Here is a 26,358-nt window from a genome sequence, read left to right as displayed (position 1 = left end):
GTAGTAAAGGTGACGTGGGCACGCCATAATCCGGTCCCATCACTGGGTCGGCAAAGGGGCGGGCATGGGCATGGGACCGGGACTGGACCGGCGGGCGTTTCTGGTCGGAGCACTGGCTACGGGCGCTGCCGTCGGGCTCGGCGCACCACCCGCCGCGGCCACGGCACTCGGCACCCAGGACTGGATGGCGGGTCTGGCCGACTCCACCGCCCTCCAGCGGATGACCATCCCCGGTACGCACGACTCCGGCGCCCGCCAGGGCGGGCTCTACGTGGCCTGCCAGAACACCTCGATCGCCGAACAGCTCGACTCGGGCATCCGGTTCCTCGACGTCCGCTGCCGGGTGACGGGCGGCTCCTTCGCCATCCACCACGGGTCCTTCTACCAGAACCTGATGTTCGGCGACGTGCTCGCGGCCTGCTGGAACTTCCTCGCCGCGCACCCCACCGAGACCGTGCTGATGCGGCTCAAGCAGGAGTACTCCGAGGACAGCGACGCCACCTTCCGTGCCGTCTTCGACGACTACCTCGACCACCGCGGCTGGCGCCCGCTGTTCCGGATCGCCGACACCCTGCCCACGCTCGGCCAGGCCCGCGGCAAGGTGGTCCTGCTCGCAGACAACGGCGGACTGCCCGGCCTGCGCTACGGGGACGGCAACGTCTTCGACATCCAGGACGACTGGAACGCCGAGCCCTTCGCCAAGCGCGGCAAGATCGAGAACCACTTCCGCAAGGCCGTCCAGCAGCCCGGCAAGCTGTTCGTGAACTACACCAGCACCTCGGCGTACATGCCGCCGCGCTGGAACTCCGACCGGCTCAACCCCCAGGTGCACGCCTTCGTGGACGGCGGGGAGCTGGCCGGCCGGACCGGGCTCGGGATCGTCCCGATGGACTTCCCGAACACCCGCTCCGGCCTGGTCGCCTCACTGATACGGCACAACTGACGGCTCGGGCGGCGGTGGTGTCGGCGCCCCCGGGATGCGGAGCACCGCCTCCGTGCCCGGGCCGCCGGCCGCCGCCCGCAGCTCGGCGCTCCCGCCCGCGCGTGCCACGGTACGGGCCACGATCGACAGGCCCAGGCCGCTGCCGGGCAGGGCGCGGGCCGACGGGGAGCGCCAGAACCGCTCGAAGACGTGCGGCAGGTCCTCGTCCGGGATGCCCGGACCGTGGTCCCGTACGGTCAGCTCGCCCGCCCGCAGCGTCACCTCGACCGCGCCGCCCGGCGGGCTGAACTTCACCGCGTTGTCCAGGACGTTGACCACCGCGCGCTCCAGCGCGGCCGCCTCGCCCCGTACGTACCAGGGCTCCAGCGCGGAGCTGAAGCTCAGCTCCGGACCGCGCAGCCGGGCCCGGGACAGCGCGGCCCCGGCGATCTCGTGCAGGGCCACCACCTGGAGCGGGCCCGGGGACACCGCGTCCGGGCGGGACAGCTCCTGGAGGTCCCCGATGAGCGCGGCCAGCTCCGTCATCTGCGCCTTGACCGAGTCCAGCAGCTCCTTGCGGTCCTCGGGCGGGATGGCCCGGCCGGTTTCCTCGCTGTGCGCGAGCAGCTCGATGTTCGTACGGAGCGAGGTGAGCGGGGTGCGCAGCTCGTGCCCGGCGTCGGCGATCAGCTGCGCCTGCCGGTCCTGGGAGGAGGCGAGCGCGGCGGTCATGGAGTTGAAGGACCGCGACAGGCGCGCGATCTCGTCGTCGCCCTCGTCGGGGATCCGTACGGTCAGGTCCTCGGTCCGGGCGATGTGCTCGACGGCGCCGGTGAGTTCGTCGACCGGCCGCAGCCCCGTACGGGCCACCCACAGCCCGGCCGCGCCCGCGCCGACCACTCCGATGCCGGAGACCAGGAGCAGCACCCAGGCCAGGGTGGACAGGGGCTTGTCGATGTCGGCGAGCGGCTTGGCGACCGCGATCGCGAAGAGCGGGCCGCCGGGCTGGGCCCGCGCGGGGATGGTGTAGACGCGCATGTCGACGCCGTCGTCCGTCGTCTCGTCGTGCAGGACCCTGCCGAGCCGTCCGGCCGCCACGTCCTTGTCGGTCTGCGTGACCGGCAGGTCGGTCCGGCCGCTCACCCAGCAGTGGCTGCCGTCGGCGGCGAGGATCTGGACCGTCGCGTTGAGGTTTCCGGCGATGTCCGGCTGGGTCTGGGCCGGCGGAGACGCACAGCCCTGGTTCAGGCGGCGGAGCACCTGCTCGTTGGGGTTCGTGGCCCGCAGGGACTGGTCCAGCTGGTCGCGGAGCTGGGTGCGCACCATCACCCAGGACACGGCGGTCACGGCCGCCACGGCGAGCGCCACCGCCACCGTGACCAGCAGCGCGAGCCGGGAGCGCAGCGGCAGGGCGCGGAATCTGGCCGCCGGGTTCATGCGGCTCACTCGGGCCCGCTCTCGCCGGCCCGCAGGACGTAGCCCACCCCGCGCACGGTGTGGACCACGCGCGGCTCGCCGCCCGCCTCGGTCTTGCGGCGCAGGTACATCACGTACACGTCCAGGGAGTTGGAGCTGGGTTCGAAGTCGAAGCCCCAGACGGTCTTGAGGATCTGCTCGCGGGTCAGGACCTGGCGCGGGTGCGCGAGGAACATCTCCAGCAGCGTGAACTCGGTGCGGGTCAGCTCCACCGGGCGCCCGGCCCGGGTGACCTCGCGGGTCGCCAGGTCCATGCGCAGGTCGCCGAAGGTCAGCGCGTCCTCGTGGCTCGGCTCGCCGGCCTGCGGGACGGCGTAGGAGCTGCGGCGCAGCAGGGCGCGGACGCGGGCGAAGAGCTCGTCGAGCTCGAAGGGCTTGACGAGGTAGTCGTCGGCGCCCGCGTCGAGGCCGGTGACGCGGTCGCCGACGGTGTCGCGGGCGGTGAGCATCAGGATCGGGGTGACACTGCCGGCGGCGCGCAGCCTGCGGGCCGCCGTCAGGCCGTCCATCCGGGGCATCTGGATGTCCAGGACGATCAGGCCGGGGGCGTACGAGGCCGCCTTGTCGAGGGCGTCCAGGCCGTCGACGGCGGTCTGTACGGCGTACCCCTCGAAGGCGAGGCTGCGGCGCAGGGCCTCGCGGACGGCCGGCTCGTCGTCCACGACGAGGATCCGCTGCTGGTCGCCTTCGGCAGGATTCATCTCGGTTCCCCAGGGGTGGTGGTCGGTGGCACGTACCAGGGTCCAGGGTCTCAGTAGGAGGTGCCGAAGCCGTTGGCGGCGGTGCCGCTGCTGTTGCCGCCGGAGCCCGAGCCCGTGCCGCCGGGGCCGCCCTTGCGGAGGGAGTCCAGGTCGGCCTTGATCGTGTTGACCGGGATGGCGAAGCCGAGGCCGACGCTGCCGGCGGTGGAGCTGTCGCCGGCGGGGGAGTAGATCGCGGAGGGCATGCCCACGATCTCGCCGTTCAGGTTGAAGAGGGCGCCGCCGGAGTTGCCGGGATTGAGCGAGGCGTCCGTCTGGATGGCCTTGTACGAGGTGGTGTCCGAGCCGGTGTTCCCGTTGAACTGCTGTCCGTCGTACGAGAACGGCCAGCCGCCGCTGCCGCCCTGCTGGCGCTGGGGGGACTGCTGCTCCGACTTCGGTACGTTCACCTCGCGGTCGAGCGCTGAGACGATGCCGCTGGTGACGGTGCCGGTGAGGCGGTCGGGGGAGCCGATGGCGACGACCTGGTCGCCGACCTTCAGGTTGCCGGAGTCGCCCAGCTTCGCGGGCTTGAGGCCGCTCGCGCCCTGGAGCTTGATGAGGGCGAGGTCCTTGTCCGGGTCGGTCCCGACGGTCTTGGCGCCGTACTTCTTGCCGTCGCTCATCGTCACCTGGATCTCGGTGGCGCCGTTGACGACGTGGTTGTTGGTGACGATCTCGCCGTCGGCGGTGACGACGATGCCGGAGCCGGTGCCCTGGCCGGAGCCGGTGCGGGTGTCGATGCGGACCACGGAGGGGCTGACCTGCTCGGCGACGCCGGAGACGGTGCCGTTGCTGGACTGCGAGACGTTGGTGCCGTTGACGCCGCTGCCGCTGGTGCCGTTGTGGGTGCCGATCAGTTGCTGGACGGCCGCCGCGGTGCCGCCGCCGACCACGGCCGCGGCGAGGGCGACGGCGGCGAGCAGCGCGACCGGGCGCTTGGCGCGGGGGGCGGCGTGCGCGGCCGGGGCTGGGGCCGGCGGTACGGTCTCGCCCTGGATGACCGGAGGCTGGTGCGCCTCGTGCCACCCCGGCGCGGCGGGCGGGTACACGGGCGGCGGCGGGTAGCCCCCTGCCGCGGCGCCCTCCGCCGACTGGTCGTGCTCCCGCTGCCAGTCCTCGCCGAGCGGCGTGTGCTGGGTCGGGCGGTTCTGCGGGTACTCGCCTTCGCGGCGGAAGCTGTCGGTCATGTCTATGACCATGTCCGCGGATCATGAGAGCTTCCTGAGTCCCCGCTGAGAAGCCCGACAGAACCGCGTATGCCCGACATAAGCGCGCCTCAAACGCCGGCGGGGCTGGATTGCCCACAGGGCAATTTCAGCCCCGCCGGCGTTTGAGGCGTGGGGTCTGGGGCGGAGCCCCAGGAAGGCGGGCCGCAGGCGAGGGGCCGGCCCCTGCCCGGGCGGGCAGGGCGTCGGGCCTAGCGGCAGCCGCAGGACCGGCGGATCACCAGCGCCGACGGGAACTGCTTCAGCCGTTCCCGTCGCGAGCCGGCCACGCGCAGGGCATCGTCCAGCACCAGGTCCACCGCCGCGCGGGCCATCGCCGGGCGGTCCGAGGCGATGGTGGTGAGGGGCGGGTCCGTGAGGGCCGCCTCCTTCACGTCGTCGAAGCCGGCGACGGCCAGCTCCCCGGGCACGTCGATCCGCAGCTCCCGCGCCGCCCGCAGCAGACCGATCGCCTGGTCGTCCGTGGCACAGAAGATGGCCGGCGGGCGGTCCGGCCCGGCCAGCACCTCAAGGGCCACGCGGTACGCGTCGTAGCGGTTGTACGGGGCCTGGAAGAGCCGGCCCTCCACCGAGCGGCCCGACTCCAGCATGGCCCGGCGCCAGCCCTCGACGTGGTCGGCCACCGGGTCGCCGACCTCCGGGGTGGTCTCGACGCCGCCGAGGCAGGCCACGTACTCGTGCCCGTGTTCCAGCAGGTGGCGGGTGGCGAGCTGCGCGCCGCCGATGTCGTCCGTGACGACGGCGACGTCGTCGATCGCCTCCGGACGCTCGTGCAGCAGCACGACCCGCGCGTCCCACGCCTCGATCTCCGACGCCGCGCGTTCGCTCATGCCCTGGCTGACCAGGATCAGGCCCGAGACCCGCATGCCGAGGAAGGCCCTCAGGTAGTGGACCTCGCGCTCGTCGCGGTAGTCGGAGTTGCCGACGAGCACCATCTTTCCGCGCTCGGCGGCGGCCTGCTCGACCGCGTGCGCCATTTCCGCGAAGAACGGCTGCCGGGCGTCGGGGACGATCATGCCTATGAGGTCGGTGCGCCGCGAGGCCATCGCCTGGGCGACCCGGTCCGGGCGGTAGCCCAGATCCTTGATCGCGGCGAGGACACGCTCGCGCGTGGCCGGGGCAACCGGCCGGGGTCCGTTGTTGATGACGTAGCTCACGACGGCGGTAGAGGTACCCGCAAGTCGCGCCACGTCATCCCGCGTCACCTTGGCCACGCGCGAAGTCTACGCGGGGTGACCTACCTCTGGGCAGGGCGTCCGTCGAGTGGATGCTCACAGGGTCTTCCGCCGACCGGGTGACGGCCGCGCGGACTACGCACCGGTCTGGGCGGCGACCTGTGCGGCCGTCTGCGTGGTCGTCTGCACGGCTGCCTGGGCCGCCGCCTTCGCCGCCGCCTGTGCCGCGGCCTCCGCCGCCGCCCGCTCGACCTTCTCCGGCGTGACGAAGCGGTAGCCGACGTTGCGGACGGTGCCGATCAGCGACTCGTGCTCGGGACCGAGCTTCGCGCGCAGCCGCCGTACGTGGACGTCGACCGTCCGGGTACCGCCGAAGTAGTCGTAGCCCCACACCTCCTGAAGCAGCTGGGCGCGGGTGAAGACCCGGCCCGGGTGCTGCGCGAGGTACTTGAGCAGCTCGAACTCCTTGAAGGTGAGGTCCAGCACCCGCCCCTTGAGCTTGGCGGAGTACGTCGCCTCGTCCACCGACAGGTCGCCGTTGCGGATCTCCATGGGGGAGTCGTCCGAGCCCAGCTGCTGGCGGCCGGTGGCCAGCCGCAGCCGCGCCTCGACCTCGGCGGGGCCGGCGGTGTCCAGGAGTACGTCGTCGATGCCCCAGTCGGCGGTGACGGCCGCGAGGCCGCCCTCGGTGACGACCAGGATGAGCGGGCAGCCCGGCCCGGTGGAGCGGAGCAGCTGGCACAGCGACCGCACCTGCGGCAGGTCGCGGCGGCCGTCCACGAGGATGACGTCGGCGCCCGGGGTGTCCACGAGGGCCGGGCCCTCGGCGGGGGCTACCCGCACGTTGTGCAGGAGCAGGCCGAGGGCGGGCAGCACCTCGGTGGACGGCTGCAGGGCGTTGGTCAGCAGCAGGAGTGAGCTCATGCCCGACCACCCCGCCCGGTGCCGGTGGGTCGGTCGAACACGGTTCGCTGGTCCATCACGTCGGTTCCTCCTCGGTCCCGTCGAGGACGTGCGCGGTACTGCTTCGTACGTGGTGCGTCTGGTGCGGTTTCCGCCTGGCCCCGCGCCCTGAGGCCCGGACGGATGCCGTCGTTCTCGGTTGTTCTCGGTTCGTTCAACGCGCTGAAAGCACAAAAGGACCCGGGGGCAACGTTGCCCGGATCCTCTCGCAGCAGAATAGCCCACTGGCGCTTTCGTGGCCGAGGCTTCCATCACTCCCTCTTCTGTGGTTCCTGCCACGCCCCTGCCCTGCGTATGCCCCGGTTTCACCGGATCGATGGACCTCCCGCGGGCCGCATGGGCGCATACAGGGCGCGCGGAGGCACGCTGGAGTGCGGGGTGGGAGGCGTCATCATGGAGGCCGACGGTAGAGAGCCGACGATAGGAGCTGCAGTGGCAACCGGAACCATCCGCTACTGGGCGGCGGCCAAGGCCGCGGCCAAGACGGCGGAGGAGCCGTACTCGGCGCGCACACTGGCCGAGGCGCTCGACGGCGTGCGGGAACGCCACCCCGGGGAGCTGACCCGGGTCCTGCTGCGCTGCTCCTTCCTCGTGAACGATGAGCCTGTGGGCAAGCGCCCGCACGATTCCGTCCTGCTGACCGAGGGGGGCACCGTCGAGGTGCTCCCGCCGTTCGCGGGCGGGTGAGCGGGAGCCGATGAGCACGCCTGAAGAACAGCAGAACCAGCAGCACCAGAACCAGAACCAGCAGCAGGAGTACGCGCAGCAGCAGGACCCGTACGGGACCCAGACCTGGCAAACCGACACCTGGGACACCGGTTACCAGCCGGTGCCGCCGCCGCTGGGCGCGGTGCCGGGGCAGCCGGTCGCGCCCGAGGGCTGGTTCCGCGACGAGGTCGCGGCTGCTCCCGCCCCCGCTCCCGCCCCCGCTCCCGCCCCCGCTCCCGCCCCCGCTCCCGCCCCGGCCCAGGAGTGGGCCGAGACCGCGTACCTGCCGCCGTACCCGGGTCCCGCGCAGCAGCAGCCGGCGCAGCACCAGCAGCCGGCGGCGCCGGAGGGTTGGTTCCGGGACGAGGTCGCGGCTCCGGCTCCGGCCCAGGACTGGTCCCAGGCACCGGCGGCCGAGCAGACCGCCTACCTCCCGCCCTACCAGGCCCCGGCCCCGGCCGAGGAGACCGCGTACCTCCCGCCGTACCCGGGTCCCGCGCAGCAGCAGCCGGCGCAGCACCAGCAGCCGGCGGCGCCGGAGGGGTGGTTCCGGGACGAGGTCGCGGCCCCCGCCCCGGCCCAGGACTGGTCCCACGAGGCCCCGGCCGAGCAGACGGCCTACCTCCCGCCCCAGGCCGCCGCCGAGGTCCCCGCCCCGGCCTCGGTTCCCGCCCCCGCCCCCGCCCCGGTCCTGCCGGACGCGCCCGAGGAGGAGCCGGAGTACTCCCCGCCCACCCTCGCCGGCAACACCCTCCGCGCCGTCGACCCGGCCCAGGCCCGCGCCGAGGGCCGGTCGCCGATCATCGACCCCGGTCCGCAGTCGGCCATACTGACCGCCGTCCTCGGGGTGCTGCTCGCCGTGGCCGCGGCCCTGGGGCAGTACGCGCTGCTCCTGCCGCTGGTCGCCCTCCAGGGCCTCACCGCGGCCGGCTGGTTCCGCCTCAACGGCATGTGGCCCGCCCGCCAGGGCATCGCCCTCGCCTTCGCCGGAGCCGTCGTCGCCGACGTGGCCGTGCTCGCCGTGGACGACTCGTACGGCCCCGGCGCGATCGTCGGCACCCTCGGAGCCTGGGTGCTGCTCACCCTCGTGCTCCAGTTGCGCAGCCACGCCGACCCCGACGAGCGGATGTACGGCCTGATGGCCTCGGTGGCCTCGGCCGCGCTCGCCATCGTCTGCGCCGGCTACCTGGCCGCGGACACCGACGCCGTCACCGTCGGCGCGGCCGCCGTCGCGGTCGCCGTCTTCGCCCGCGCGCTGCCGCTGCCCACCCCGGCCTCCGTCGGCGTCTCGCTGGCCGCGGCCACCGGTGCGGGCATCGCCGTCGGCGGGCTGACCGGCATCGGGGTGGGCGGGGCGCTGCTCGGCCTCGCCGCCGGGGTGTGCGCGCTGATCGGGCTGCGCGTGGCGGCGTACGACTACCCGTCGAAGTTCGTCCACATGACGGCCGGTGTGGCGCTGCCGCTGGCGGCCGCCGCACCCGCCGTGTACCTGATCGGCCGGGTGGTGGGCTGATCTGTCCCCGACAACGGGCATGGTCCACTAGAACGCACGTACCGACTAGTAGGGGGAGTGGCACGTGCGTTTCCTGCGCGTCTTCGTGATCATCGGAGTGGTTCTGGGGGCCCTGTTCGTGGGCGTGGACCGCTGGGCGGTCGGCTATGCCGAGAACCGGCTGGCCGACCGGATCCAGGCACGGCAGGGGCTGGCCGGCACCTCCGAGGTGGAGATCCACGGATTTCCGTTCCTCACCCAGGCGCTGAGCCACGACCTGGACCGGGTGGACCTGAAGCTCCGCGGCGTCGACGTCGCCGCTGAGGGCCGCAAGACGCGGCTCTCCGAGCTCGACGCGAGCTTTCACAGCGTGAAGCTGAACGGGGACTACAGCGGCGGCACCGCCAAGCGCGCCGAGGGCACCGGACTCATCACGTACGCGGACCTGACCGCGGCCTCGCAGACCGGCGCGACCCTCTCCTACGGCGGGGCGCCGGGCAAGGTGAAGGTGACCGCGGCGGTGGACGTCCTCGGCAAGACGCTGACGCGCAGCGTGGTGTCGACCATCACACTGGAGGACGCGCAGGACGGCAAGGGCGGCCGGATCGTCCGGGTGCGCGCCGACGAGGTGCCGGGCGAGGGGATCCCCGGCGTCGAGAAGCTGGTCCGCAGGAAGACCGACTTCGACCGCAGCCTCGACGGCGGGCTGCCGGCCGGGCTGCACCTGTCCGCGCTGACCTCGGACGAGGCCGGTGTGCACCTCACGCTGGGCGGTACGGACGTGGTGCTGGCCGGATCGTGAGACGGAGCGGTCCGATCCGCAGAAGGACGGGCCGCACGGCGGCTCCGACAGGCGGCGCAGCGGCCGCCCACGGAGCCTTGATCCCACTATCCGGACGATCCTGTCTCGGAATATGACACACCGGTGACAGGGCGGCCGATTCGTCCCTACGATCCATGGCTATGAAGCAACAGCAGGCGGACCTCACGAAGCGGCGGGCAGTAGACCTGTGTCGCGTCGCCGCCATGCTCTGTCGATCCATGTGACGTGTGAGCGCATCCGCTCCATCAGCCGGACGACGGCCTTTCCCGCGTGACCGCATCTGCCGCCTCCTGATCCCCTGACGCCTCCCCGCGCCGGGGTCGTGAGGCACCCGGACACACGCACGAGCAACACCTGCAGCCAGCCCAGCTGGTTCTCAGCAGTACCCGCACAGCCCCGCCGCACACTGCCCCGGAGGAGAACACCATGAGCCGCAGCGACGTCCTCGTAGACGCCGACTGGGTCGAGGCCCACCTGAACGACGCCGACGTCGTCATCGTCGAGGTGGACGAGGACACGTCCGCGTACGACAAGAACCACATCACCAACGCCGTCCGGATCGACTGGAAGCAGGACCTCCAGGACCCGGTCCGCCGTGACTTCGTGGACCAGGAGGGCTTCGAGAAGCTCCTCTCCGCCAAGGGCATCTCCAACGACGACACCGTCGTCCTCTACGGCGGCAACAACAACTGGTTCGCGTCCTACGCCTACTGGTACTTCAAGCTCTACGGCCACCAGGACGTGAAGCTCCTCGACGGCGGCCGCAAGAAGTGGGAGCTCGACTCCCGCGACCTGGTCGACGGCAAGGACGTCCCGAACCGCCCGGCCACCCAGTACAAGGCCAAGCCGCAGGACACGTCGATCCGCGCCTTCCGCGACGACGTCGTGGCCGCGATCGGCTCCCTGAACCTGGTCGACGTCCGTTCGCCCGACGAGTTCTCCGGCAAGCTGCTCGCCCCGGCGCACCTCCCGCAGGAGCAGTCGCAGCGCCCCGGCCACGTGCCGAGCGCCCGCAACATCCCGTGGTCGAAGAACGCGAACGACGACGGCACCTTCAAGTCCGACGAGGAGCTGACCGCCCTCTACCAGGAGGAGCAGGTCGACCTGGCGAAGGACACCATCGCCTACTGCCGCATCGGTGAGCGCTCCGCGCTCACGTGGTTCGTGCTGCACGAGCTCCTGGGCCAGGAGAACGTCAAGAACTACGACGGCTCGTGGACCGAGTACGGCTCGCTGGTCGGCGTGCCGATCGAGCTCGGCGCCAACAAGTAATCCCGGCCGGGCACGCGACGCCCGCCCCGTAGCAGCAGAACCTCTCTAGGACAGGACAGAGAACATGTGTGGAGCACAGATCGGCGGGCCCGACCTCGCGACGCTCAAGCCCGGTGAGACCGCGATCCAGGGTCAGGTGACCAAGGAGGGCGAGCCGGTGTCCGGCTACGTCCGCCTGCTGGACTCGACCGGTGAATTCACCGCCGAGGTCCCGACCTCGGCGACCGGCCAGTTCCGCTTCTACGCGGCCACCGGCTCCTGGACGCTGCGGGCGCTCGTCCCGGGTGCCACGGCGGACCGCAACGTCGTGGTCGCCGAGGCCGGCGGCGTGACGGACGTGGCGATCGCGGTCTGATCGACAGCTGAACCGGCCGAAGGGCCGCACCCCCGGGGGTTGGACGCCACTGGACCGGGGTGCGGCCCTTCGTGCCGTCGTCGTGCCGTCGTGGCGGAATGCCGTCCGCGCGGTTGTGCTTGCGGTGCCCGGCTCTACGCTGGAGTCATGTACGCCCGGCGCCGGCGCGCCTACTTCCTGCTCATGGGCGGATGCCTCTTCCTCTTCGTCTCCGCCTGGACCTTCGTGCGCCTGCTCTCGGTGGAGGCCGCGGTGGCCATGTGCGTCGTCGCCATGGTCATCCCGCCGGTCGCCGCGATGATCGCCAACCGGCGCGGCCCGGACGACCGCTGGTGGGACGACCCCTCGGGCGACCCCAAGTCCGACGAGTGGTGGGACGAACTGGACGGAAAGCGCCGCCACGAGGACTGAAGCGCGGCCGGAACCAGGCGAGATAAGAATGTAATAAGCATTCATACAACTGCTTCCCCCAAGATCGGGTCATGGGTACGCGCGGGTAATGAGCCAGCGCCTCCAGTCCTGTGGGGGGACCCTTTTGGAACACGAACAGACCGCCCCTGAGCAGCAGAAAGGGGCGGAAACAGGGCCACGCCGTCCCCGCCGCCGCACTCTCCTGCTGATCGCGGGCGCGGCCACCCTCGGCATCCTCGCGGGCACGGTCACCGGGTACGCGATTCAGTACCACCGCGCACCCACCCCACTGCCGCCCCTGGCCCAGCAGTCGGTGGACGTGCCGGAGCCCCTGCCGGCGGACGAGTCGACGAGCCTGCGCACCATCAATGCCAACCGGTGGCACAAGACCGACGACGACCTGACCAAGCTCCTGGTGGAAGCCCCGGGCGGGGTGGAGGTCAGCTACTCCGGAGCGGAACCGCTGGACGAATTCGCCGCGGACTACTACGAGAATCCCGGGTCGGGGCTGCGCGGCATCCTCACCAGGCACGTGCGGCGCATCGCGACACTGCGGTGGAAGGACGGCGACCACAACGTCGTCACGGTGCGGCTGAAGCAGTTCTACGAGCGGGCGGGGGCCGAGGACCACCGGGTCGGCTACTCCTTCATGTCGGAGCCGAAATTCGCCGGGAACCCGGGCAAGGACCTTCCCGGCGTGCCCGCGGCCTTCGGTCACCTCTGGGTCGACTCGAAGGTCCGTCAGACTCCCGGATATCAGCCGGTGCAGTCGGGCCGGGCCGTCGCCCGGCGCGGCGACATCGTCATGGACGTGAAGATCCAGAACAACCGGGGCGACCTGGACGAGACCGCCCTGGCCGAGCTGGCCAAGCGGCAGTGGGAGCGGCTGTGAGCGACGAGCAGAACCACCGGCCGGACGCCCGGAACCACCGGCCGGACGCCGCGACCGACGAGGGAGACGGGGCCGACGGGTCGCCGGCGGCCGTGCCCGCTCCCTTGCGCCGGACCCGGCGGACGACCGTGGCCGTGCTCGCCGGCGTACTGTCCGTCGCCGTGCTCGCCGGCGGCGGCTTCTGGGCGTCCGCCGCGATGGACCGGGCCGACCGCACCGCACCGACGCTCTACTGGGCCGCCGAGGACGCGCCGGAGCCCTCGGGCTCCGAGCCGCCGGTTCCGACCGTGCCGCCGAACGACCTCGTGGCCAAGCTGCTGCCGTACACCACCGTCCTCTCCCCCGGCCCGGACATCGATGTGGAGGGCCACGATTTCTACGTCCCCGCGGAACGGGCGCTCCAGTCGCTGAAGGACTCCGAGACCGGACTCTCCGACGAGCGGCGCGCCGAGCGGGACAAGACGCTGGCCGAGCTGAAGCTCAAGGGCCTGGCGGCACGCAGCTACCTCGCGGGTTCCCACGCGGCGCCGGCGGGCGTGGAGATCAGGCTGACGCAGGCCGATCCCCAGGCCCTCGCGTCGCTGTCCGCCCTCACCGGGAAGCTCCTCGAACTGCTCCAGTCGCTCCGCGACGGCGACGCCCGCGAGGCGCCGAAGGTGGAGGGCTTCGACAACGCGAAGTGCGTGCTGAGCACGGTGCGCGCGCCGAGGAGGGAGGACAAGGAGGACAAGGAGGACAAGGTCTTGAGCACGGTCGAGAACATCGAGTGCGTCGCGGTCCAGGGTGATGTCCTGGTGGACTTCAAGGTGTACACAGGGGCCCGTCAGTTCTCCGCGACCGATGCCGTGAACCTCTTCAAGGAGCAGCTGAACCGACTGAAGTCCCCCGGGGAGTCCGTGTGAGCGAGCAGAACACCACCGAGACCGAAGCGGCTCCCGCGCCCGAGGCACCGACCGCGGCCGTACCGGAAACCGTGCCCGCGGCCGTGCCGGAAACCGTGCCTGCGGCCGTGCCGGAAACCGTGCCTGCGGCCGTGCCGGAAACCGCGCCCGAGGCCGTGCCGGAAACCGCGCCCGTGCCCCTGCCGGAGGCCGTGCCCGAGGCCGCTCCCGCCGCGCCCGAGGATCGCCGCCGTCTGCGTGCCCTCCTGCGCTGGACGGCCGCCGTCGTCGTCTTCGCCGCCGCCGGCACGGGAGCCGCGTACGGGATGGTCCAGGCCGAGCGCACCGACCTTCCCGGCCTGTCCACCGAGGGCGACGGCCGCTGGGCCTACCCGCCGCTGTCGTGGCCAACGCTGCCGCCGGGTGCGCCCCTGCCGGGGGCCGAGGACAACAAGGCCGAAACGCACTACGCCGCGCTTTCGGCCCTGCTGCTGCCAGGCCCCGGGACCGCCCGGCCCGACGACGGGTTCAAGGCGGACAAGGACGGGAACGTGTCCACCGACGCGTTCGTGGAGGAGTACGCCCCTGCCGCCCGGGCGAAGATCAAGGAGAGCCTCGACCACGACGGGCTGCGCCAGATCGTCGGCCGCGGCTGGACGATGCCGGACGGCACGAGGACCCGTATCTACCTGCTGCGCATCCACTCCAAGAGCTTCAGGGACTCCTACCAGGTCTGTAACAGCAACAGCAGCTTCCTCGGAGCCGAGGCGCTCACGGTGGACATGGACTGGAGGAAGGCCAAGTTCGAGCAGACGCCCACGCTCGGGCACAGCGGCCCCGGCCGGCCCGCCATCGTCTACAAGAGCGACACCGTCGGCGTCTACCTGGAATCCAAGCCGTACGGCGACGAGCAGACCAAGGTCGGCTGCCTGCAGGCGGGTGACGTCCAGGCCGTGATCATCCAGACCAGGAAGGGCGAGGTGGCCAGCGTCCCATTCCACCAGACGGTGATCCTGCAGAGCCAGATGCTGAGCTGACCTCCGGCGGAGCGCGGAACGGCCGACCTCACAGAGTGCGCCGGTCCCCGGGCCAGTAGGCTTGGGGACCGGCCGTACCTCCCCCGAACGAATCCTCCGAGGAGCACCCCGTGCTTGAGGCAGTCTTCACCTCCCTGCTGGTCCTGGTCTGCGTCGGCGTCCTCGCCTTCACCGTTCTGGCCGTCAAGAAGCTGTACCAGGGTCAGCGCTGAGCGTCCGCGCAGCAGACCGCCCCGGAACCCCTCCCACAGATCGCCTGAGCAGCCATTCATGATCCAGATCCCGTCCGACCTGAACCCGGGCCTCGTCCCGCTCGCCTTCCTCCTCGGCAACTGGGAGGGTGCGGGAGTCTTCGACTTCCCCGGTGAGGAGAAGTGCAACTTCGGCCAGGAGGTCGTCTTCAGCCACGACGGCCGGGACTTCCTGGAGTACACCTCCCACACCTGGGTCCTCGACGCCGAGGGCAAGAAGGTGCGGCCGCTGGAGTCCGAGTCGGGTTACTGGCGCATAGACAAGGACCGCAAGGTCGAGATCGTCATGGTCCGCGACCAGGGCGTCGTCGAGGTCTGGTACGGCGAGCTCGCCGACCAGAAGCCCCAGATCGACCTGGCCACCGACGCGGTCGCCCGCACCGCGGCCTCCGGCCCGTACAGCGGCGGCAAGCGGCTCTACGGCTACGTGAAGAGCGACCTCATGTGGGTCGGCGAGAAGGCCACCCCGGACGTCGAGCTGCGCCCGTACATGTCGGCCCAGCTGAAGAAGGTCGTCACGCCCGAGGAGGTCGCCGAGATGGCGCGCAACCTCCCGGACATGCCGGACGACGGCATCGCCTTCTTCCGCTGACCGGATCTCATCGGCCGGACCGGCCGGACATATCCACAGGCTGTGCACGAAGGGGACCGCGGGGCAGCCCGCGGTCCCCTTCGCGCGCTTACACTGGCCGGGTGGTGAGCACCGAGAGCACCGAAGGCACCGACTGGAAGACCGACCTGCGGCAGCGCGGATACCGCCTGACCCCGCAGCGCCAGCTTGTCCTGGAAGCGGTCGACGCCCTGGAGCACGCCACCCCGGACGAGATCCTCGCCGAGGTGCGCAAGACCGCCTCCGGCGTCAACATCTCCACCGTCTACCGCACGCTGGAGCTGCTGGAGGAGCTGAAGCTCGTCTCGCACGCGCACCTCGGCCACGGCGCGCCCACGTACCACCTCGCCGACCGGCACCACCACATCCACCTGGTCTGCCGCGACTGCGGCGACGTCATCGAGGCCGATGTGGACATCGCCGCGGAGTTCACCGCCAAGCTCCGCGCGACGTTCGGGTTCGAGACCGACATGAAGCACTTCGCGATCTTCGGACTGTGCAAGAAGTGCGCCGCCAAGCACCGCGACGGCCACGCGTAGGCCACGCGCGGGCACCGTAGGCCCTGTCCTGGCCGGGTCGTACGCTTGGTCCCATGACCAGCAGCCCTTTGCTCCATCTCCCCGGCGCCGTGCAGGCCGAAGGCCGTGACGAGGGCGTCGCCGCCCACTACGGAGAGCTGTACGGCGAACAGCGCGCCCTCGCGGACGGCCGCGGCTTCGTCGACCTCTCGCACCGCGGAGTCGTCACCGTCACCGGACCGGAGCGGCTGAGCTGGCTGCACCTGCTGCTGACCCAGCACCTCACCGAGCTGCCGGCCGGGCAGGCCACCGAGGCGCTGATCCTCTCCGCCCACGGTCACATCGAGCACGCGCTCTACCTCGTCGACGACGGCGAGACCACGTGGGCGCACGTGGAGCCGGGCACCCAGGGCGAGCTGATCGCCTACCTGGAGTCCATGAAGTTCTTCTACCGCGTCGAAGTCGCCGACCGCACCGAGGAGTTCGCGGTCGTGCACCTGCCGGCCGGCTCCATCGCCGAGGTCGCCAAGGAGCACGTCGTACGGGAGACCCCGCACGGCCGCGACGTCTTCCTGCCCCGTGCCGAGCTGGAGGCCTTCGCCGCCTCGCACGGCCCGGCCGCGGGCCTCCTCGCGTACGAGGCCCTGCGCGTCGAGGCGCACCGGCCGCGGCTCGGCCTGGAGACCGACCACCGCACCATCCCGCACGAGCTGGGCTGGATCGGCACCGCCGTCCACCTCCAGAAGGGCTGCTACCGAGGCCAGGAGACGGTGGCCCGTGTCCACAACCTGGGCAAGCCCCCGCGCCGCCTGGTCTTCCTGCACCTGGACGGCTCCGAGGTGCTGCTCCCGGCGCACGGCGCGCCCGTCCGGCTCGCCGCCGACGGGGAGGAGGGCCGGCAGCTGGGCTTCGTGACCACCGCCGTCCGTCACCACGAGCTGGGCCCGATCGCGCTCGCGCTGGTCAAGCGGAACGTCCCGGTGGACGCGCCGCTGCTGGCCGGGAAGACCGCCGCCGCGCAGGAGGTCGTCGTAGCGCCCTGACCCGCTGTGGCGCCCTGACCCACAGCACTAGATGTCGATGACGATGGTGAACGGGCCGTGGTTCGTGAGCGAGACCCGCATGTCCGCGCCGAACCGGCCCGTCTCCACCGTCGCCCCCAGCGCCCGCAGCTGCGCCACGACCTCGTCCACCAGCGGCTCGGCGACCGGCCCCGGCGCGGCCGCGTTCCACGTGGGCCGACGGCCCTTGCGGGCGTCTCCGTAGAGCGTGAACTGGGAGATCACCAGCAGCGGCGCGTCCACGTCGCTGCAGGACTTCTCCGCCTCCAGGATCCGCACGGACCACAGCTTGCGCGCCAGCAGCGCAGCCTTCTCCGGTGTGTCGTCGTGGGTCACCCCCACCAGCACGCACAGCCCCTCGCCGACGATCTCGCCGACCGTCTCGCCGGCCACGACGACGCTCGCGCCGTCCACCCTCTGCACCACAGCTCGCATACCACCTGTGTACCAGCCGTGCACCCGTCCGGGGCCGATCGGGTGGACTGGGACTGCATCGGGACCACGGAGAGTGGCACGATGCACGCAGGCGGTGCGGGTGCGCCGCACCGGTCGAGGGGACGGACTACGTTCGTATGAATACTTCTGGTACCTCCGTACCTGCATCACCCGCGTCCATGTCCGCTGCCGCGGTACGACCGCCCGCGCAGCGCACCGCCGACGTACCGGGGGCGGCCCCGGCCGTCGCCCCGGCCGGGACCGCGCCGACCAGCGCGCTCGGGCTGCCGGAACTGCGCGCGCTGCGCCGTGACGCGCAGCGCGACGAGGCCGACCTGAGCTACGTACGCAGACTGCTCCAGGGCCGCATCGACATCCTGCGGGCCGAGCTGGCCCGGCGTACCGATCCCGAGACGCCGGTGGTGGACCGGCTCTCCGAGATCCTCGCCGACGCTCCCTCCAGCCGCAGCGCCTCGGCCCGGCACGTCACGCTCGGCACCCCGCACAGCGAGGAGTACCGGCTGCTGGCGGCGGAGATGCTGGCCGACGTGGAGCTGTCGGACCTCGGCGCGCGCACGGACGGCGAGCTGTACGACGGGATGGGCAAGCTGATCCGCTACGAACAGCAGGTCTCGCGGCGCCGCCAGCAGCTCCAGCGCACGGTGGACGACTGCAGCGCGGAGATCACCCGGCGGTACCGGGAGGGCGAAGCACAGGTGGACGACCTGCTGGCCTGAGCCGGAAAAACCGGGCGACTTGGGCCGGTCCCACGATTAGCGTGGCCCGTTATGAGTGCTGACGTCCGGCCGATCGCCGAATCCGAACTCCACGAGTGGCTCAACACCCTGAACACAGGGTTCCTCAGCCCGGCCAAGGCGACGGAGACCGATGTCGCCCAGCGGGCCAAGTACAGCGACCTCACCCGTATCCAGGGCGCGTTCGACACCGACACCGGCCGCTGCGTCGCCGCCTTCCGTTCCTTCGCGCAGGAGCTGACCGTGCCCGGCGGGGCGACCGTGCCCGCCAGCGCCGTCTCGAACGTCGCGGTGCTCGCCACGCACCGCCGCCAGGGTCTGCTGACCCGGATGATGGCCGCCGAGCTCGCCGCCGCCCACGCGCGCGGGGACGTGCTGTCGACGCTGATCGCCGCCGAGTACCCGATCTACGGGCGGTACGGGTACGGGCCCGCCGCCTCGATCTCGGAATGGGAGATCGACGTACCGAGGACCGGACTGGACCGGCGCCTGCCCCCCGACCTGGACGGCGGGCGGATCGACTTCGTGGACGCGGCCGAGGTCCGGCGCGTGGGCCCGGAGCTGCACGAGCGGCTGCGCGCGGTCACGCACGGCGCGGTGGACCGGGACGAGCGCTGGTGGAGCCTGACGACCGGCCTGGAGGAGATGTCGCACCGCCCGTACAAGGACAAGTTCCAGGCCGTGTACCGCACGGCGGCCGGCGAGGTGGCGGGCCTGGTCGTCTACCAGGCCGACGACCACTGGACGGACGCGAAGGTCCCGCAGAACACCGTGCAGGTCAGGGACCTGCTGGCGGTCACCCCCGAGGCGCAGCGGGCGCTGTGGCACTTCCTGTGCTCCATCGACTGGGTGCTCAAGGTCCGTACGGGCTACCGGGCCCCCGACGACCTGGTCACGCAGCTGCTGCCCGACCCGCGCTCCGCCCGGACCCTGACTGCCGCGGACTTCCTGTGGGTGCGGCTGCTGGATGTCGTACGGGCGCTGAGCGCGCGGACGTACGCGGTGCCCGGGGTGCTCGTGCTCGACGTGACGGACGCGGCGGGTCCGGCGGCCGGCCGCTACCGGCTGGACGCGGGCGCCGGCACCTGCGAGCGGACCGAGGAGGCGGCGGACCTGCGGCTGGACGTGTCCGTACTGGGCTCCCTGTACCTCGGCGACGAGTCGGCGGTGCGGCTGGGCGCGCTCGGCCGGGTGGTCGAGGAGCGGCCGGGGGCGCTGGCACTGGCCGACGCGGTGTTCCGCACGGCGCGCCGTCCGTGGTGCCCGGACGTCTTCTGAGCCCTGGCCGGCCCCGGCGAGTACCTTGCGGCGAGGTTCGAGGAGAAGCGCGGGCGGCTGTGGGCGGTGGCCCGCCGGATGCATAGTCATGAGTAGTGAGCACTGAGGACTGAGGTATTTGACGACTGTCGTGGAACAACTGCGTGCGGCGGGCTGCGTCTTCGCGGAGGAGGAGGCGGACCTGCTGGTCGCGGCCGCGCGGGACGACGGCCACCTGGCGGAGCTGCTGGGCCGCCGGGTCGGCGGCGAACCGCTGGAACACGTGGTGGGCTGGGCCGAGTTCTGCGGACTGCGGATGGAAGTGGGTGCGGGGGCGTTCGTACCGCGCAGGCGCACCGAGTTCCTGGTGGCGGAGGCTGTGGCGCTGGCCCGGCCGGGCGCGGTCGTGCTGGACCTGTGCTGCGGGGTCGGCGCCCTGGGCGCGGCGGTGGCGGCGCGGGTGCCGGGCGGCGTGGAGCTGCACGTGGCGGACATCGACGCGGCGGCGCTGGCCTACGCCCGGCGCAACGTGGCTCCGTACGGCGGCAGCGTCTGGGAGGGCGACCTGTACGCCCCGCTCCCGGAATCGCTGCGCGGGCGGGTGGACGTGCTGGTGGTCAACGCCCCGTACGTGCCGACGGAGGAGATCGGTTTCATGCCGTCGGAGGCCCGGGACCACGAGCCCCTGGTCTCCCTGGACGGCGGAGCGGACGGCCTGGACGTCCACCGCCGGGTGGCGGCGGGCGCCCTGCCCTGGCTGGCCCCGGGCGGCCACCTGCTGATCGAGACGAGCGCCCGCCAGTGCCCGACGACGGCCGCGGCCATGACCTCGGCGGGCCTGACGGCCCGGGTCGCCACCTCGGAGGAGCTGTACGCGACGGTGGTGATCGCCGCGGCCTGACCGCGTGTGACTGCTCGCGATGGTTGGCATCAGGCGGGGGGCCACGCGCCGCTGGACGGCGACCTTTGGAGGACCGGGTCGGTACCGGGCGGACGCAGCCGCTGTGGCAGGCGGATGACATCACAGGTCCGCGGCATCGATCCAGCAGATCGTCGCCACCAGATCCGAGGACTCATCGGTTGCTTCGGCAGCCAGCAGGGACCATTCCCGGCACTCGGACACGATCTCAGGCCAGGGCCTCAGGCGGTCGACGTCCCAGTCGATGCCCGGGCCACGGCCTGCGAAGACCCGTCCGGCAGGTGTGATCTGCCAGATCTGGAAATTCAGAACGGCCTGGTTGTGGGCAGCGAGATCGTCGATGACTTCGGCGAGATCAGCCGTGGGCCATGCAGGGTCCAGGTTCTCCAGCGGTCGCCGCAGCGCGGCGGTTCGGAGAGGGAGTACGACCCTCCGGGCACCAAGATCGGTGAGAGCCCAGCGCAGCGCCTCGCCTTCGCAGCTGTCGGGGGCCTCGCCTCGCCCCCGGAACGCCTCATAGACCCGCCACAGATCCGGCACGGCACGCTGGACCCCAAGTTCTGCCAAGGCTTCGGCCGCCCACTCGCGGACGGTTGCGTTCTCACTCTCCAGCAGGCCGATGAGCACATCTCCTGGCCTGGGATCTTGCAGAGCGGTGAAGACTTCAACGGCACACAGCTGGCCGAAGGCATTCAGGCCCGGCACTGCAGCGATCAGCTGATCCAAAACCTGTGGCCCCATGGCGATCAGCGCATGCTGTGCGTCCTCGGCCACCTCGCTCGAATCCGCATCCAGCTCACCTACCCGCTGAGCGATCACCGTGTCCATGGGGCCCGAGTCTGCCTTGGCAGCGACGGCCTCAGTCATCGGATATCCCGCTCACCCCTCGTCCCAGTGGGCACGGGTGGGAGATGTTGCAAGCGCCTGCTTGCAATAGTTAGCAGGATCGGGCAGGATCGAGTCATGGCATCGCTCAACGTCGGAAACCTCGGCGAGTACCTCCGTGAGCAGCGTCGGCAGGCCCAGCTTTCGCTGCGGCAGCTTGCCGAGGCGGCGGGGGTGTCGAATCCGTACCTGAGCCAGATCGAGCGCGGGCTGCGCAAGCCGAGCGCGGACATCCTCCAGCAGCTGGCCAAGGCGCTGCGGATCTCCGCGGAAACGCTGTACGTGCAGGCCGGGATCCTGGATGAGCGGGACCGGGACGAGGTGGAGACGCGGGCCGTCATCCTCGCCGACCCGTCCATCAACGAGCGGCAGAAGCAGGTGCTGCTCCAGATCTACGAGTCGTTCCGCAAGGAGAACGCGCTCGACGCGCCCGCCGAGGCCGAGGCCGGGACCGATGGGACCGACGCGGCCGCCAGGGCCGACGAAGAGATGCCGTCGAAGACGACGAACTGAACTTGATCCGGGAGGACCAGCACATGGCCATCGCCGATGACCTGAAGAAGACCCTCACCGACCCCACCCCGCTCTACTTCGCGGCCGGCACCGCCGACCTCGCCGTGCAGCAGGCCAAGAAGGTGCCGGGGCTCATCGAGCAGCTGCGCGCCGAGGCCCCCGCGCGCATCGAGGCCGTGAAGAACACCGACCCGAAGGTCGTGCAGGAGAAGGCCAAGGAGGCCGCCAAGGAGGCGCAGGAGGCGGTCACCGCCAAGGTCGCCGAGGTGTTCGGCGCGATCGACCCGAAGAAGCTCGGGGAGACCGCGCAAGACTTGGCGCTGCGCGGCGTCGGTGTGGCCGCGGAGTACGCGGTCCGCGCCAAGGAGACCTACGACAAGGTCGCCGAGCACGGCGAGCAGGCCGTCCGCGCCTGGCGGGGCGAGGTCTCCGAGGAGATCGTCGAGATCGCCGTGGCCGTCGAGCCGGCCGCTGAGCCCGCCGCCGAGCCGGCCGCCGCCGACGCGTCCGCCGCCGACGCGTCCGCCGGTGAGGAGAAGCCCGCCGCGAAGAAGCCCGCCGCGCGCAGGAGCACGGCCAAGAAGGCCTCCGTCACCGCGGGCGACGAGAGCTGAACCGCATGACCGACGGCGGGCCGGGCACCTTGTGGGTGTCCGGCCCGTTGTGGTTCGTGAGGGCGCTTGTGCCGGTAGCGTGGAATCAGGTGTGCGCAACACAAGCATGAGAAGGCGGTCGAAGCGATGTTGATGGACGGGTTCGATCGAGGGGTGATCCCGCTGCTCGGGCTCGCCATGCTGGTGCTGGCGGTGGTGGCCTTCGTGTTCGCGCTGCTGGCGCGCGAGGACGCGTACCGGGCGGCCGACAAGCAGACCAAGACCTTCTGGCTGGTCATTCTCGGCATCACCGTCCTCGTGGACTTCTTCCTGGGGATGCTGTTCCTGGAGATCGCCGGCCTGGTCGCGACCATCGTGTTCTTCGTCGACGTCCGCCCCGCGCTCAAGCAGGTCTCGGGCGGCGGGCGGCGCAGGGGCGGCAGCAGCAGCGACGGACCGTACGGGCCGTACAACGGCGGGCGGTAAGCCCTCCGGTACCGCGCCGACAGCCCCGTACCGACCCGTTCGGCTCGTTCGGCTTGTTCGGCTCAGCCTTCGGCGCGGGAGAGCAGGACCACGGCGACGTCGTCGGTGAGCTCGCCGCCGTTGAGGCGGCGCGCCTCGGTGACGGCGGCCTCCAGCAGGCCCTCGCCGCTCAGCCCGCGGTCCAGGTGGCGGTTGATCATCTCGACCATGCCGTCCTGCCCGAGGCGTTCCTTGCCCTCGCCGATCCGGCCCTCGATCAGCCCGTCGGTGTAGAGCATCAGGCTCCAGGTGCCGCCGAGCTCGACCTGGCGCCGGGGCCAGCGGGCCTTGGGCAGCAGTCCCAGTGCCGGGCCGCTGTTCTCGTACGGGAGGAGCCGCGCGGGGCGGCCCGGCCTGGATATCAGCGGGGCCGGGTGCCCAGCCAGGCACAGGCCCGCGCGGCGGCCGTCGGGGGAGATGTCCACGGTGCACAGCGTCGCGAAGATCTCCTCGCAGGGACGCTCCACCTCCAGGACCTCCTGGAGCGTGGCCAGCAGGTCGTCGCCGCACAGGCCGGCCAGGGTCAGGGCGCGCCAGGCGATGCGGAGTTCGACGCCGAGGGCGGCTTCGTCGGGGCCGTGGCCGCAGACGTCGCCGATCATGGCGTGGACGGTGCCGTCGGGGGTGCGGACGGTGTCGTAGAAGTCGCCGCCCAGGAGGGCCCGGCTGCGGCCGGGGCGGTAGCGGGCGGCGAAGCGGAGGTCGGAGCCCTCCAGGAGGGGGTTGGGGAGCAGCCCGCGCTCCAGGCGGGCGTTCTCCTGGGCGCGCAGTTTCGATTCTGCGAGCTTGTACTGGGCGATGTCCGCCCGTTTTCTCTCCACCGCGTAGCGGATGGCGCGGCTCAGCAGCCTGCCGTCCAGCTCGTCCCGGAAGAGGAAGTCCTGGGCGCCGACCCGGACGGCCTCGGCGGCGCGCTCGGCGTCGGCCTCTGCGGTCAGGACGAGGACGGCGTGGCCGGGGGCGATCCGGAGCACCTGGCGGAGAGCGGCCAGCCGGTCCACGGTGGTCGCGGTGGTGGCTGCGGCCGACGGTGACGGTGTACGGGGGCCCGTGTCCGGGAGGGACAGGTCGAGCAGGATGCAGTGCACGTCGGGCGTGAGCAGTCGTGCGGCCTCGGTGAGGTTGCGGGCGGTGCGGAGCCGGATGCGGTGGCCGTCGGCGTCGAGGATCTCGGGGACGGTGAGGCCGCCCGCGGGGTCGTCCTCGATGACCAGGAGGGTCAGCGCGGTCGTGTGCGAGGTCGCCTGCGCGGTCGCCTCGGCGGCCGCCGGCGGGGTCGCTCCCGCGAGGGGCGGTGCGGCGGTGTGCAGAACGGCCTGACCGCTCTCCGTGGCCGGGGTGTCCCTCTGCCGCGGTACGGGTACGGGCATCGTCTCCGGTTCCTTCCCTCCCCCCGAGGGTGCGCTCGTCCGGCAGACCCTAGCGGTCCCGGCCCGGCGAGCGGAATGCCGTTCTGGGCCAAGGCCTCCGTCATATGCCGTTATCGCGGGGGAAAATCGGCCTCACTGGATGACAAAGGTCACGCGGGGGCCGTGTCCGTCCCGTCCACCGAGACGCGCCGCAGGCCGGATCGGTTGCCTGTACCGGCCGGCCCGTAGCCCTGCGGACGGTTGGCGCGTGCGGCTGCGGCAGGGCCGCCGGTGCAGGCCGGTGCAGGCCGGTGCAGGCTCCGGCGGCCCGGAGCCCGGCCGGGCGCTGCCCTTGGCGGGACCGCACACGGACCGCCCGGCCTGCCTGGCCGATTCCGGGGCAGCGGCATGCCCGCCGGAAGCCGTGCATCGGCCGCGCTTCGGCGGCACCGCCCCCCCGACCGACGGGGTCAGGGAGCGCCCTGGGGACCCACTGCCTTCCGCGGGCGGGCCGCGCGCAACGGCAGCCCGGCGCCTGCGGCCCGCTCGGGGTCAGTCCGTCCGGGCGGCTGTGAGCTCCCGGAAGCCGGGCTCGGCCGGGCCGCTCGGCCAGGCCGTGGCCGCCGGCGGCGCGCCGGGAGGTCGGTACCGGGCCCAGGGGTCGGCACCTCAAGCCGCCCCGCCAGCGGCGGGCCTGGGTCGGGGGCCCGCTTCGGGCGGGCTGCGAGTTCCCGCGGCGCGGGCCCGCGGGGTTGTGTGCCAGGGGGTATGCGTCCGTGCCCGGGCTGGGGCCCGCGCACGCCCGCCAGGGGCTGCCCGGGCCGGGGCCCGCTTCGGGTTGCTGGGAGTTCCCGCGGCGCCGGCCCGCGAGGTTGCGCGCCAGGGGGGCACGCGTCCGGGCCCCGCCAGCGGCGGCCCCCGGCCGGGGCCCGCTTCGGGCCGCGCGGGTGTTCCGGAGCCCGGACCGACGCGGCTCCGTGCAGCAGGGCAGTCGTCGGCGGGGCCGGTCCTGGTGCTGGCCCGGCAGGGGCAGGCCTGGCCGGGGCCCGCGGCGGGCCGGTGGGGGAGTTCCCGCAGCCCGGGCTCGCCTGGCTGCTCGCCAAGGAGCCCGCGCCGCTGCCCGCCCAGGGCTACGCGTCCGGGCGGACGACCGCCTTGATCGGCATGGAGCCCGCGCCCGCTATCGTCACGTTTCGGCCGGGGCGTGGGGCGTGGACCATCGCGCCGTCGCCGACATACATCCCGACATGGCTCGCGTCGTCGAAGTAGATGATCAGGTCGCCCGGGCGCATGTCCTTGAGCGCGACCTTCGGCAGCAGCCGCAGCTGCTCCTGCGAGGTGCGCGGGATCCCCCTGCCCGCCGCCAGCCAGGCCTGCGAGGTCAGGCCGGAGCAGTCGAACGAGCCCGGACCCTCGGCTCCCCAGACGTACGGCTTGCCGATCTGGGCGGTGGCGAACTGCACCGCCCGCTTCCCGGCCTCCGTCGCCGCGCCGTTGACGTCCTTCATCGCGCCCGTCGACAGCCACGCCGTCTGCGCCTTGTACTGCGCTTCCTGCTCCAGCTGGATCAGCCGGGCCTTCTCCTCGGCTTCGAGCTTGTTCTCCAGCTCCTCCGCCGCCTTGATCTTCTCCTCGATCTGCTTCTTCGAGGCTTCCTGCTTGAGCCGGTTGGCCTCCAGCGTCGCCCAGTGCGCGCTCGCCTCCTGCGCGTACCGCTTCAAGTCGTTCTGCGTCCGGTCCAGTTCGGCCAGCAAGTCCGACGCGGCCTTCTCGCCCTGTTTCAGCCGGCCCGCCCCGTCGAGGAACTTGCCCGGGTCATCGCTCAGCGCCAGCTTCGCGCCCGCCGGCAGCCCGCCCGAGCGGTACTGGGCGCGGGCGGCCGCGCCCGCGCGGCTCTTCAGGGTGGTGATCCGCTCCTGGCCGGCGACGATCAGGTTGGCGATCTCGACGATCTTGTCCGACTGGGCCTTGGCCTCGGCCTCGGCGAGGTTGTACGCGTCGGTGGCGGCGCCCGCCTGGCGGTAGAGGTCCTCTATCTCCTTGCGGACCTGCTCCAGGGACTTGGCGCCCGGCTCGGGCGCGGGCGCCGCCGGCGCTCCGGGTGCGGCCGGGGCAGCGGGGGTTGCCGGGGCAGCGGGTGCCGCCGGCGCCGCGTACGCCATGCCCGCCGCCAGGCCCGGTGCCGTCAGTATCGCCATCGCGCACAGCAGTACGAGAGCACTTGCGCCTCGCTGTCGCCTTTCGGCCCCCATGGTCCCCCCAGGCACCCGAGTCAGACCGCACGTCACTGTGCATGAGATCTGACTATTCG

The 26,358-nt window shown here is 72.1% G+C and carries 29 protein-coding genes; 20 read left to right on the top strand and 9 right to left on the bottom strand.

What is annotated here, in order from left to right; all coding sequences use genetic code 11:
* The first annotated feature begins 64 nt into the window (after positions 1–64).
* On the top strand, positions 65–943 hold the full coding sequence (locus ACGFYQ_RS36770; protein WP_393750800.1) for a phosphatidylinositol-specific phospholipase C: 879 nt from the start codon (positions 65–67) through the stop codon (positions 941–943).
* Here the strand turns inward: ACGFYQ_RS36770 and ACGFYQ_RS36765 are convergent.
* From ACGFYQ_RS36765 to ACGFYQ_RS36745, 5 genes are all read right to left on the bottom strand, one after another.
* Positions 923–2,359: a sensor histidine kinase gene (locus ACGFYQ_RS36765; protein ID WP_393750856.1), complete on the bottom strand. Its 1,437-nt coding sequence runs from the start codon at positions 2,357–2,359 to the stop codon at positions 923–925. The genes ACGFYQ_RS36770 and ACGFYQ_RS36765 overlap by 21 nt on opposite strands.
* 5 nt (positions 2,360–2,364) lie before the next feature.
* Entirely contained in the window at positions 2,365–3,099 is a 735-nt protein-coding gene (locus ACGFYQ_RS36760) for a response regulator transcription factor (RefSeq protein ID WP_393750798.1), read from the bottom strand.
* Positions 3,100–3,149: 50 nt separating this feature from the next.
* Positions 3,150–4,328: a S1C family serine protease gene (locus tag ACGFYQ_RS36755; RefSeq protein ID WP_393750796.1), complete on the bottom strand. Its 1,179-nt coding sequence runs from the start codon at positions 4,326–4,328 to the stop codon at positions 3,150–3,152.
* Positions 4,329–4,558: 230 nt separating this feature from the next.
* Entirely contained in the window at positions 4,559–5,581 is a 1,023-nt protein-coding gene (locus ACGFYQ_RS36750; protein ID WP_362395952.1) for a LacI family DNA-binding transcriptional regulator, read from the bottom strand.
* Between the two features lie 96 nt (positions 5,582–5,677).
* A complete protein-coding gene (locus ACGFYQ_RS36745) occupies positions 5,678–6,466 on the bottom strand; it encodes a response regulator transcription factor (RefSeq protein ID WP_393750793.1) in 789 nt (262 codons plus the stop codon).
* A gap of 471 nt (positions 6,467–6,937) precedes the next feature.
* Here ACGFYQ_RS36745 and ACGFYQ_RS36740 point away from each other — a divergent pair, with 471 nt between their 5' ends.
* The 13 genes from ACGFYQ_RS36740 to ACGFYQ_RS36680 all read left to right on the top strand — a co-directional run bounded on the left by ACGFYQ_RS36740 (position 6,938) and on the right by ACGFYQ_RS36680 (position 16,798).
* On the top strand, positions 6,938–7,192 hold the full coding sequence (locus ACGFYQ_RS36740) for a MoaD/ThiS family protein (RefSeq protein ID WP_328926396.1): 255 nt from the start codon (positions 6,938–6,940) through the stop codon (positions 7,190–7,192).
* 10 nt (positions 7,193–7,202) lie between these two features.
* Positions 7,203–8,726, top strand: a complete 1,524-nt coding sequence (locus ACGFYQ_RS36735; RefSeq protein ID WP_393750790.1) for a hypothetical protein — start codon at positions 7,203–7,205, stop codon at positions 8,724–8,726.
* Between the two features lie 64 nt (positions 8,727–8,790).
* Positions 8,791–9,507, top strand: coding sequence for a DUF2993 domain-containing protein (locus ACGFYQ_RS36730; protein WP_393750788.1), 717 nt, complete (start codon positions 8,791–8,793; stop codon positions 9,505–9,507).
* Between the two features lie 155 nt (positions 9,508–9,662).
* Positions 9,663–9,752 carry an Ms5788A family Cys-rich leader peptide gene (locus ACGFYQ_RS36725; protein WP_353962781.1) on the top strand — a complete coding sequence of 30 codons (90 nt, stop codon included), beginning with the start codon at positions 9,663–9,665 and terminating at the stop codon, positions 9,750–9,752.
* A gap of 202 nt (positions 9,753–9,954) precedes the next feature.
* The gene (locus tag ACGFYQ_RS36720; protein ID WP_393750786.1) at positions 9,955–10,800 is read left to right on the top strand and encodes a sulfurtransferase; all 846 of its coding nucleotides are present in this window, start codon (positions 9,955–9,957) and stop codon (positions 10,798–10,800) included.
* 64 nt (positions 10,801–10,864) lie between these two features.
* Entirely contained in the window at positions 10,865–11,155 is a 291-nt protein-coding gene (locus tag ACGFYQ_RS36715) for a DUF1416 domain-containing protein (RefSeq protein ID WP_393750784.1), read from the top strand.
* A gap of 147 nt (positions 11,156–11,302) precedes the next feature.
* Entirely contained in the window at positions 11,303–11,566 is a 264-nt protein-coding gene (locus ACGFYQ_RS36710) for a DUF3099 domain-containing protein (protein WP_393750782.1), read from the top strand.
* Between the two features lie 124 nt (positions 11,567–11,690).
* A complete protein-coding gene (locus ACGFYQ_RS36705) occupies positions 11,691–12,458 on the top strand; it encodes a hypothetical protein (protein ID WP_393750780.1) in 768 nt (255 codons plus the stop codon).
* The gene (locus ACGFYQ_RS36700) at positions 12,455–13,360 is read left to right on the top strand and encodes a hypothetical protein (RefSeq protein ID WP_393750778.1); all 906 of its coding nucleotides are present in this window, start codon (positions 12,455–12,457) and stop codon (positions 13,358–13,360) included. The genes ACGFYQ_RS36705 and ACGFYQ_RS36700 overlap by 4 nt, the downstream gene beginning before the upstream one ends.
* Positions 13,357–14,376 carry a hypothetical protein gene (locus ACGFYQ_RS36695; RefSeq protein WP_393750776.1) on the top strand — a complete coding sequence of 340 codons (1,020 nt, stop codon included), beginning with the start codon at positions 13,357–13,359 and terminating at the stop codon, positions 14,374–14,376. Before ACGFYQ_RS36700 ends, ACGFYQ_RS36695 begins: the two co-directional genes overlap by 4 nt.
* A 270-nt stretch (positions 14,377–14,646) precedes the next feature.
* Positions 14,647–15,219, top strand: a complete 573-nt coding sequence (locus tag ACGFYQ_RS36690; protein WP_215139645.1) for an FABP family protein — start codon at positions 14,647–14,649, stop codon at positions 15,217–15,219.
* Positions 15,220–15,320: 101 nt separating this feature from the next.
* Positions 15,321–15,776, top strand: a complete 456-nt coding sequence (locus tag ACGFYQ_RS36685; RefSeq protein WP_393750773.1) for a Fur family transcriptional regulator — start codon at positions 15,321–15,323, stop codon at positions 15,774–15,776.
* A 53-nt stretch (positions 15,777–15,829) separates the two neighbouring features.
* Entirely contained in the window at positions 15,830–16,798 is a 969-nt protein-coding gene (locus ACGFYQ_RS36680) for a YgfZ/GcvT domain-containing protein (protein WP_393750771.1), read from the top strand.
* A 27-nt stretch (positions 16,799–16,825) separates the two neighbouring features.
* On the opposite strand, the gene dtd is transcribed toward ACGFYQ_RS36680, so the two are convergent.
* The gene (gene dtd / locus ACGFYQ_RS36675; protein ID WP_328299532.1) at positions 16,826–17,251 is read right to left on the bottom strand and encodes a D-aminoacyl-tRNA deacylase; all 426 of its coding nucleotides are present in this window, start codon (positions 17,249–17,251) and stop codon (positions 16,826–16,828) included.
* 137 nt (positions 17,252–17,388) lie between these two features.
* Between dtd and ACGFYQ_RS36670 the strand changes: the two genes are divergently transcribed.
* The 3 genes from ACGFYQ_RS36670 (at position 17,389) to ACGFYQ_RS36660 (ending at position 20,164) form a co-directional block, all read left to right on the top strand.
* Positions 17,389–17,988 (top strand): AmfC protein, encoded by a 600-nt coding sequence (locus ACGFYQ_RS36670; RefSeq protein ID WP_393750768.1) that lies wholly within the window; start codon positions 17,389–17,391, stop codon positions 17,986–17,988.
* A 51-nt stretch (positions 17,989–18,039) separates the two neighbouring features.
* On the top strand, positions 18,040–19,284 hold the full coding sequence (locus ACGFYQ_RS36665) for a GNAT family N-acetyltransferase (protein ID WP_393750766.1): 1,245 nt from the start codon (positions 18,040–18,042) through the stop codon (positions 19,282–19,284).
* A 118-nt stretch (positions 19,285–19,402) separates the two neighbouring features.
* Positions 19,403–20,164 carry a putative protein N(5)-glutamine methyltransferase gene (locus ACGFYQ_RS36660; RefSeq protein WP_393750764.1) on the top strand — a complete coding sequence of 254 codons (762 nt, stop codon included), beginning with the start codon at positions 19,403–19,405 and terminating at the stop codon, positions 20,162–20,164.
* A 120-nt stretch (positions 20,165–20,284) separates the two neighbouring features.
* On the opposite strand, the gene ACGFYQ_RS36655 is transcribed toward ACGFYQ_RS36660, so the two are convergent.
* Positions 20,285–21,010, bottom strand: a complete 726-nt coding sequence (locus ACGFYQ_RS36655; RefSeq protein ID WP_393750761.1) for a HEAT repeat domain-containing protein — start codon at positions 21,008–21,010, stop codon at positions 20,285–20,287.
* A gap of 135 nt (positions 21,011–21,145) precedes the next feature.
* Between ACGFYQ_RS36655 and ACGFYQ_RS36650 the strand changes: the two genes are divergently transcribed.
* From ACGFYQ_RS36650 to ACGFYQ_RS36640, 3 genes are all read left to right on the top strand, one after another.
* Positions 21,146–21,580 carry a helix-turn-helix domain-containing protein gene (locus ACGFYQ_RS36650; RefSeq protein ID WP_393750759.1) on the top strand — a complete coding sequence of 145 codons (435 nt, stop codon included), beginning with the start codon at positions 21,146–21,148 and terminating at the stop codon, positions 21,578–21,580.
* A 23-nt stretch (positions 21,581–21,603) separates the two neighbouring features.
* Positions 21,604–22,194 carry a hypothetical protein gene (locus ACGFYQ_RS36645; protein ID WP_393750757.1) on the top strand — a complete coding sequence of 197 codons (591 nt, stop codon included), beginning with the start codon at positions 21,604–21,606 and terminating at the stop codon, positions 22,192–22,194.
* 126 nt (positions 22,195–22,320) lie between these two features.
* Positions 22,321–22,659: a DUF2516 family protein gene (locus tag ACGFYQ_RS36640; protein ID WP_393750755.1), complete on the top strand. Its 339-nt coding sequence runs from the start codon at positions 22,321–22,323 to the stop codon at positions 22,657–22,659.
* Between the two features lie 62 nt (positions 22,660–22,721).
* Here the strand turns inward: ACGFYQ_RS36640 and ACGFYQ_RS36635 are convergent, their stop codons facing one another.
* A complete protein-coding gene (locus tag ACGFYQ_RS36635; protein WP_393750753.1) occupies positions 22,722–24,068 on the bottom strand; it encodes a PP2C family protein-serine/threonine phosphatase in 1,347 nt (448 codons plus the stop codon).
* A gap of 1,109 nt (positions 24,069–25,177) precedes the next feature.
* Complete coding sequence (locus tag ACGFYQ_RS36630; protein ID WP_393750750.1) at positions 25,178–26,245, bottom strand: NlpC/P60 family protein; 1,068 nt, start codon at positions 26,243–26,245, stop codon at positions 25,178–25,180.
* Positions 26,246–26,358: the final 113 nt, after the last annotated feature.

Origin of the sequence: Streptomyces sp. NPDC048258 (assembly GCF_043201995.1) — a bacterium.
Taxonomy (GTDB): domain Bacteria; phylum Actinomycetota; class Actinomycetes; order Streptomycetales; family Streptomycetaceae; genus Streptomyces.
This window is presented reverse-complemented; position numbering and strand designations above follow the sequence as displayed.

What these genes read in the sequence shown, in the direction of transcription:
- ACGFYQ_RS36770 (WP_393750800.1), top strand. Translation starts at nt 65, where the DNA reads ATGGGCATGGGACCGGGACTGGACCGGCGGGCGTTTCTGGTCGGAGCA.
- ACGFYQ_RS36765 (WP_393750856.1), bottom strand. Translation starts at nt 2,359, where the DNA reads ATGAACCCGGCGGCCAGATTCCGCGCCCTGCCGCTGCGCTCCCGGCTC.
- ACGFYQ_RS36760 (WP_393750798.1), bottom strand. Translation starts at nt 3,099, where the DNA reads ATGAATCCTGCCGAAGGCGACCAGCAGCGGATCCTCGTCGTGGACGAC.
- ACGFYQ_RS36755 (WP_393750796.1), bottom strand. Translation starts at nt 4,328, where the DNA reads ATGACCGACAGCTTCCGCCGCGAAGGCGAGTACCCGCAGAACCGCCCG.
- ACGFYQ_RS36745 (WP_393750793.1), bottom strand. Translation starts at nt 6,466, where the DNA reads ATGAGCTCACTCCTGCTGCTGACCAACGCCCTGCAGCCGTCCACCGAG.
- ACGFYQ_RS36735 (WP_393750790.1), top strand. Translation starts at nt 7,203, where the DNA reads ATGAGCACGCCTGAAGAACAGCAGAACCAGCAGCACCAGAACCAGAAC.
- ACGFYQ_RS36725 (WP_353962781.1), top strand. Translation starts at nt 9,663, where the DNA reads ATGGCTATGAAGCAACAGCAGGCGGACCTCACGAAGCGGCGGGCAGTA.
- ACGFYQ_RS36720 (WP_393750786.1), top strand. Translation starts at nt 9,955, where the DNA reads ATGAGCCGCAGCGACGTCCTCGTAGACGCCGACTGGGTCGAGGCCCAC.
- ACGFYQ_RS36715 (WP_393750784.1), top strand. Translation starts at nt 10,865, where the DNA reads ATGTGTGGAGCACAGATCGGCGGGCCCGACCTCGCGACGCTCAAGCCC.
- ACGFYQ_RS36710 (WP_393750782.1), top strand. Translation starts at nt 11,303, where the DNA reads ATGTACGCCCGGCGCCGGCGCGCCTACTTCCTGCTCATGGGCGGATGC.
- ACGFYQ_RS36690 (WP_215139645.1), top strand. Translation starts at nt 14,647, where the DNA reads ATGATCCAGATCCCGTCCGACCTGAACCCGGGCCTCGTCCCGCTCGCC.
- ACGFYQ_RS36680 (WP_393750771.1), top strand. Translation starts at nt 15,830, where the DNA reads ATGACCAGCAGCCCTTTGCTCCATCTCCCCGGCGCCGTGCAGGCCGAA.
- dtd (WP_328299532.1), bottom strand. Translation starts at nt 17,251, where the DNA reads ATGCGAGCTGTGGTGCAGAGGGTGGACGGCGCGAGCGTCGTCGTGGCC.
- ACGFYQ_RS36670 (WP_393750768.1), top strand. Translation starts at nt 17,389, where the DNA reads ATGAATACTTCTGGTACCTCCGTACCTGCATCACCCGCGTCCATGTCC.
- ACGFYQ_RS36665 (WP_393750766.1), top strand. Translation starts at nt 18,040, where the DNA reads ATGAGTGCTGACGTCCGGCCGATCGCCGAATCCGAACTCCACGAGTGG.
- ACGFYQ_RS36655 (WP_393750761.1), bottom strand. Translation starts at nt 21,010, where the DNA reads ATGGACACGGTGATCGCTCAGCGGGTAGGTGAGCTGGATGCGGATTCG.
- ACGFYQ_RS36650 (WP_393750759.1), top strand. Translation starts at nt 21,146, where the DNA reads ATGGCATCGCTCAACGTCGGAAACCTCGGCGAGTACCTCCGTGAGCAG.
- ACGFYQ_RS36645 (WP_393750757.1), top strand. Translation starts at nt 21,604, where the DNA reads ATGGCCATCGCCGATGACCTGAAGAAGACCCTCACCGACCCCACCCCG.
- ACGFYQ_RS36640 (WP_393750755.1), top strand. Translation starts at nt 22,321, where the DNA reads ATGTTGATGGACGGGTTCGATCGAGGGGTGATCCCGCTGCTCGGGCTC.
- ACGFYQ_RS36635 (WP_393750753.1), bottom strand. Translation starts at nt 24,068, where the DNA reads ATGCCCGTACCCGTACCGCGGCAGAGGGACACCCCGGCCACGGAGAGC.
- ACGFYQ_RS36630 (WP_393750750.1), bottom strand. Translation starts at nt 26,245, where the DNA reads ATGGCGATACTGACGGCACCGGGCCTGGCGGCGGGCATGGCGTACGCG.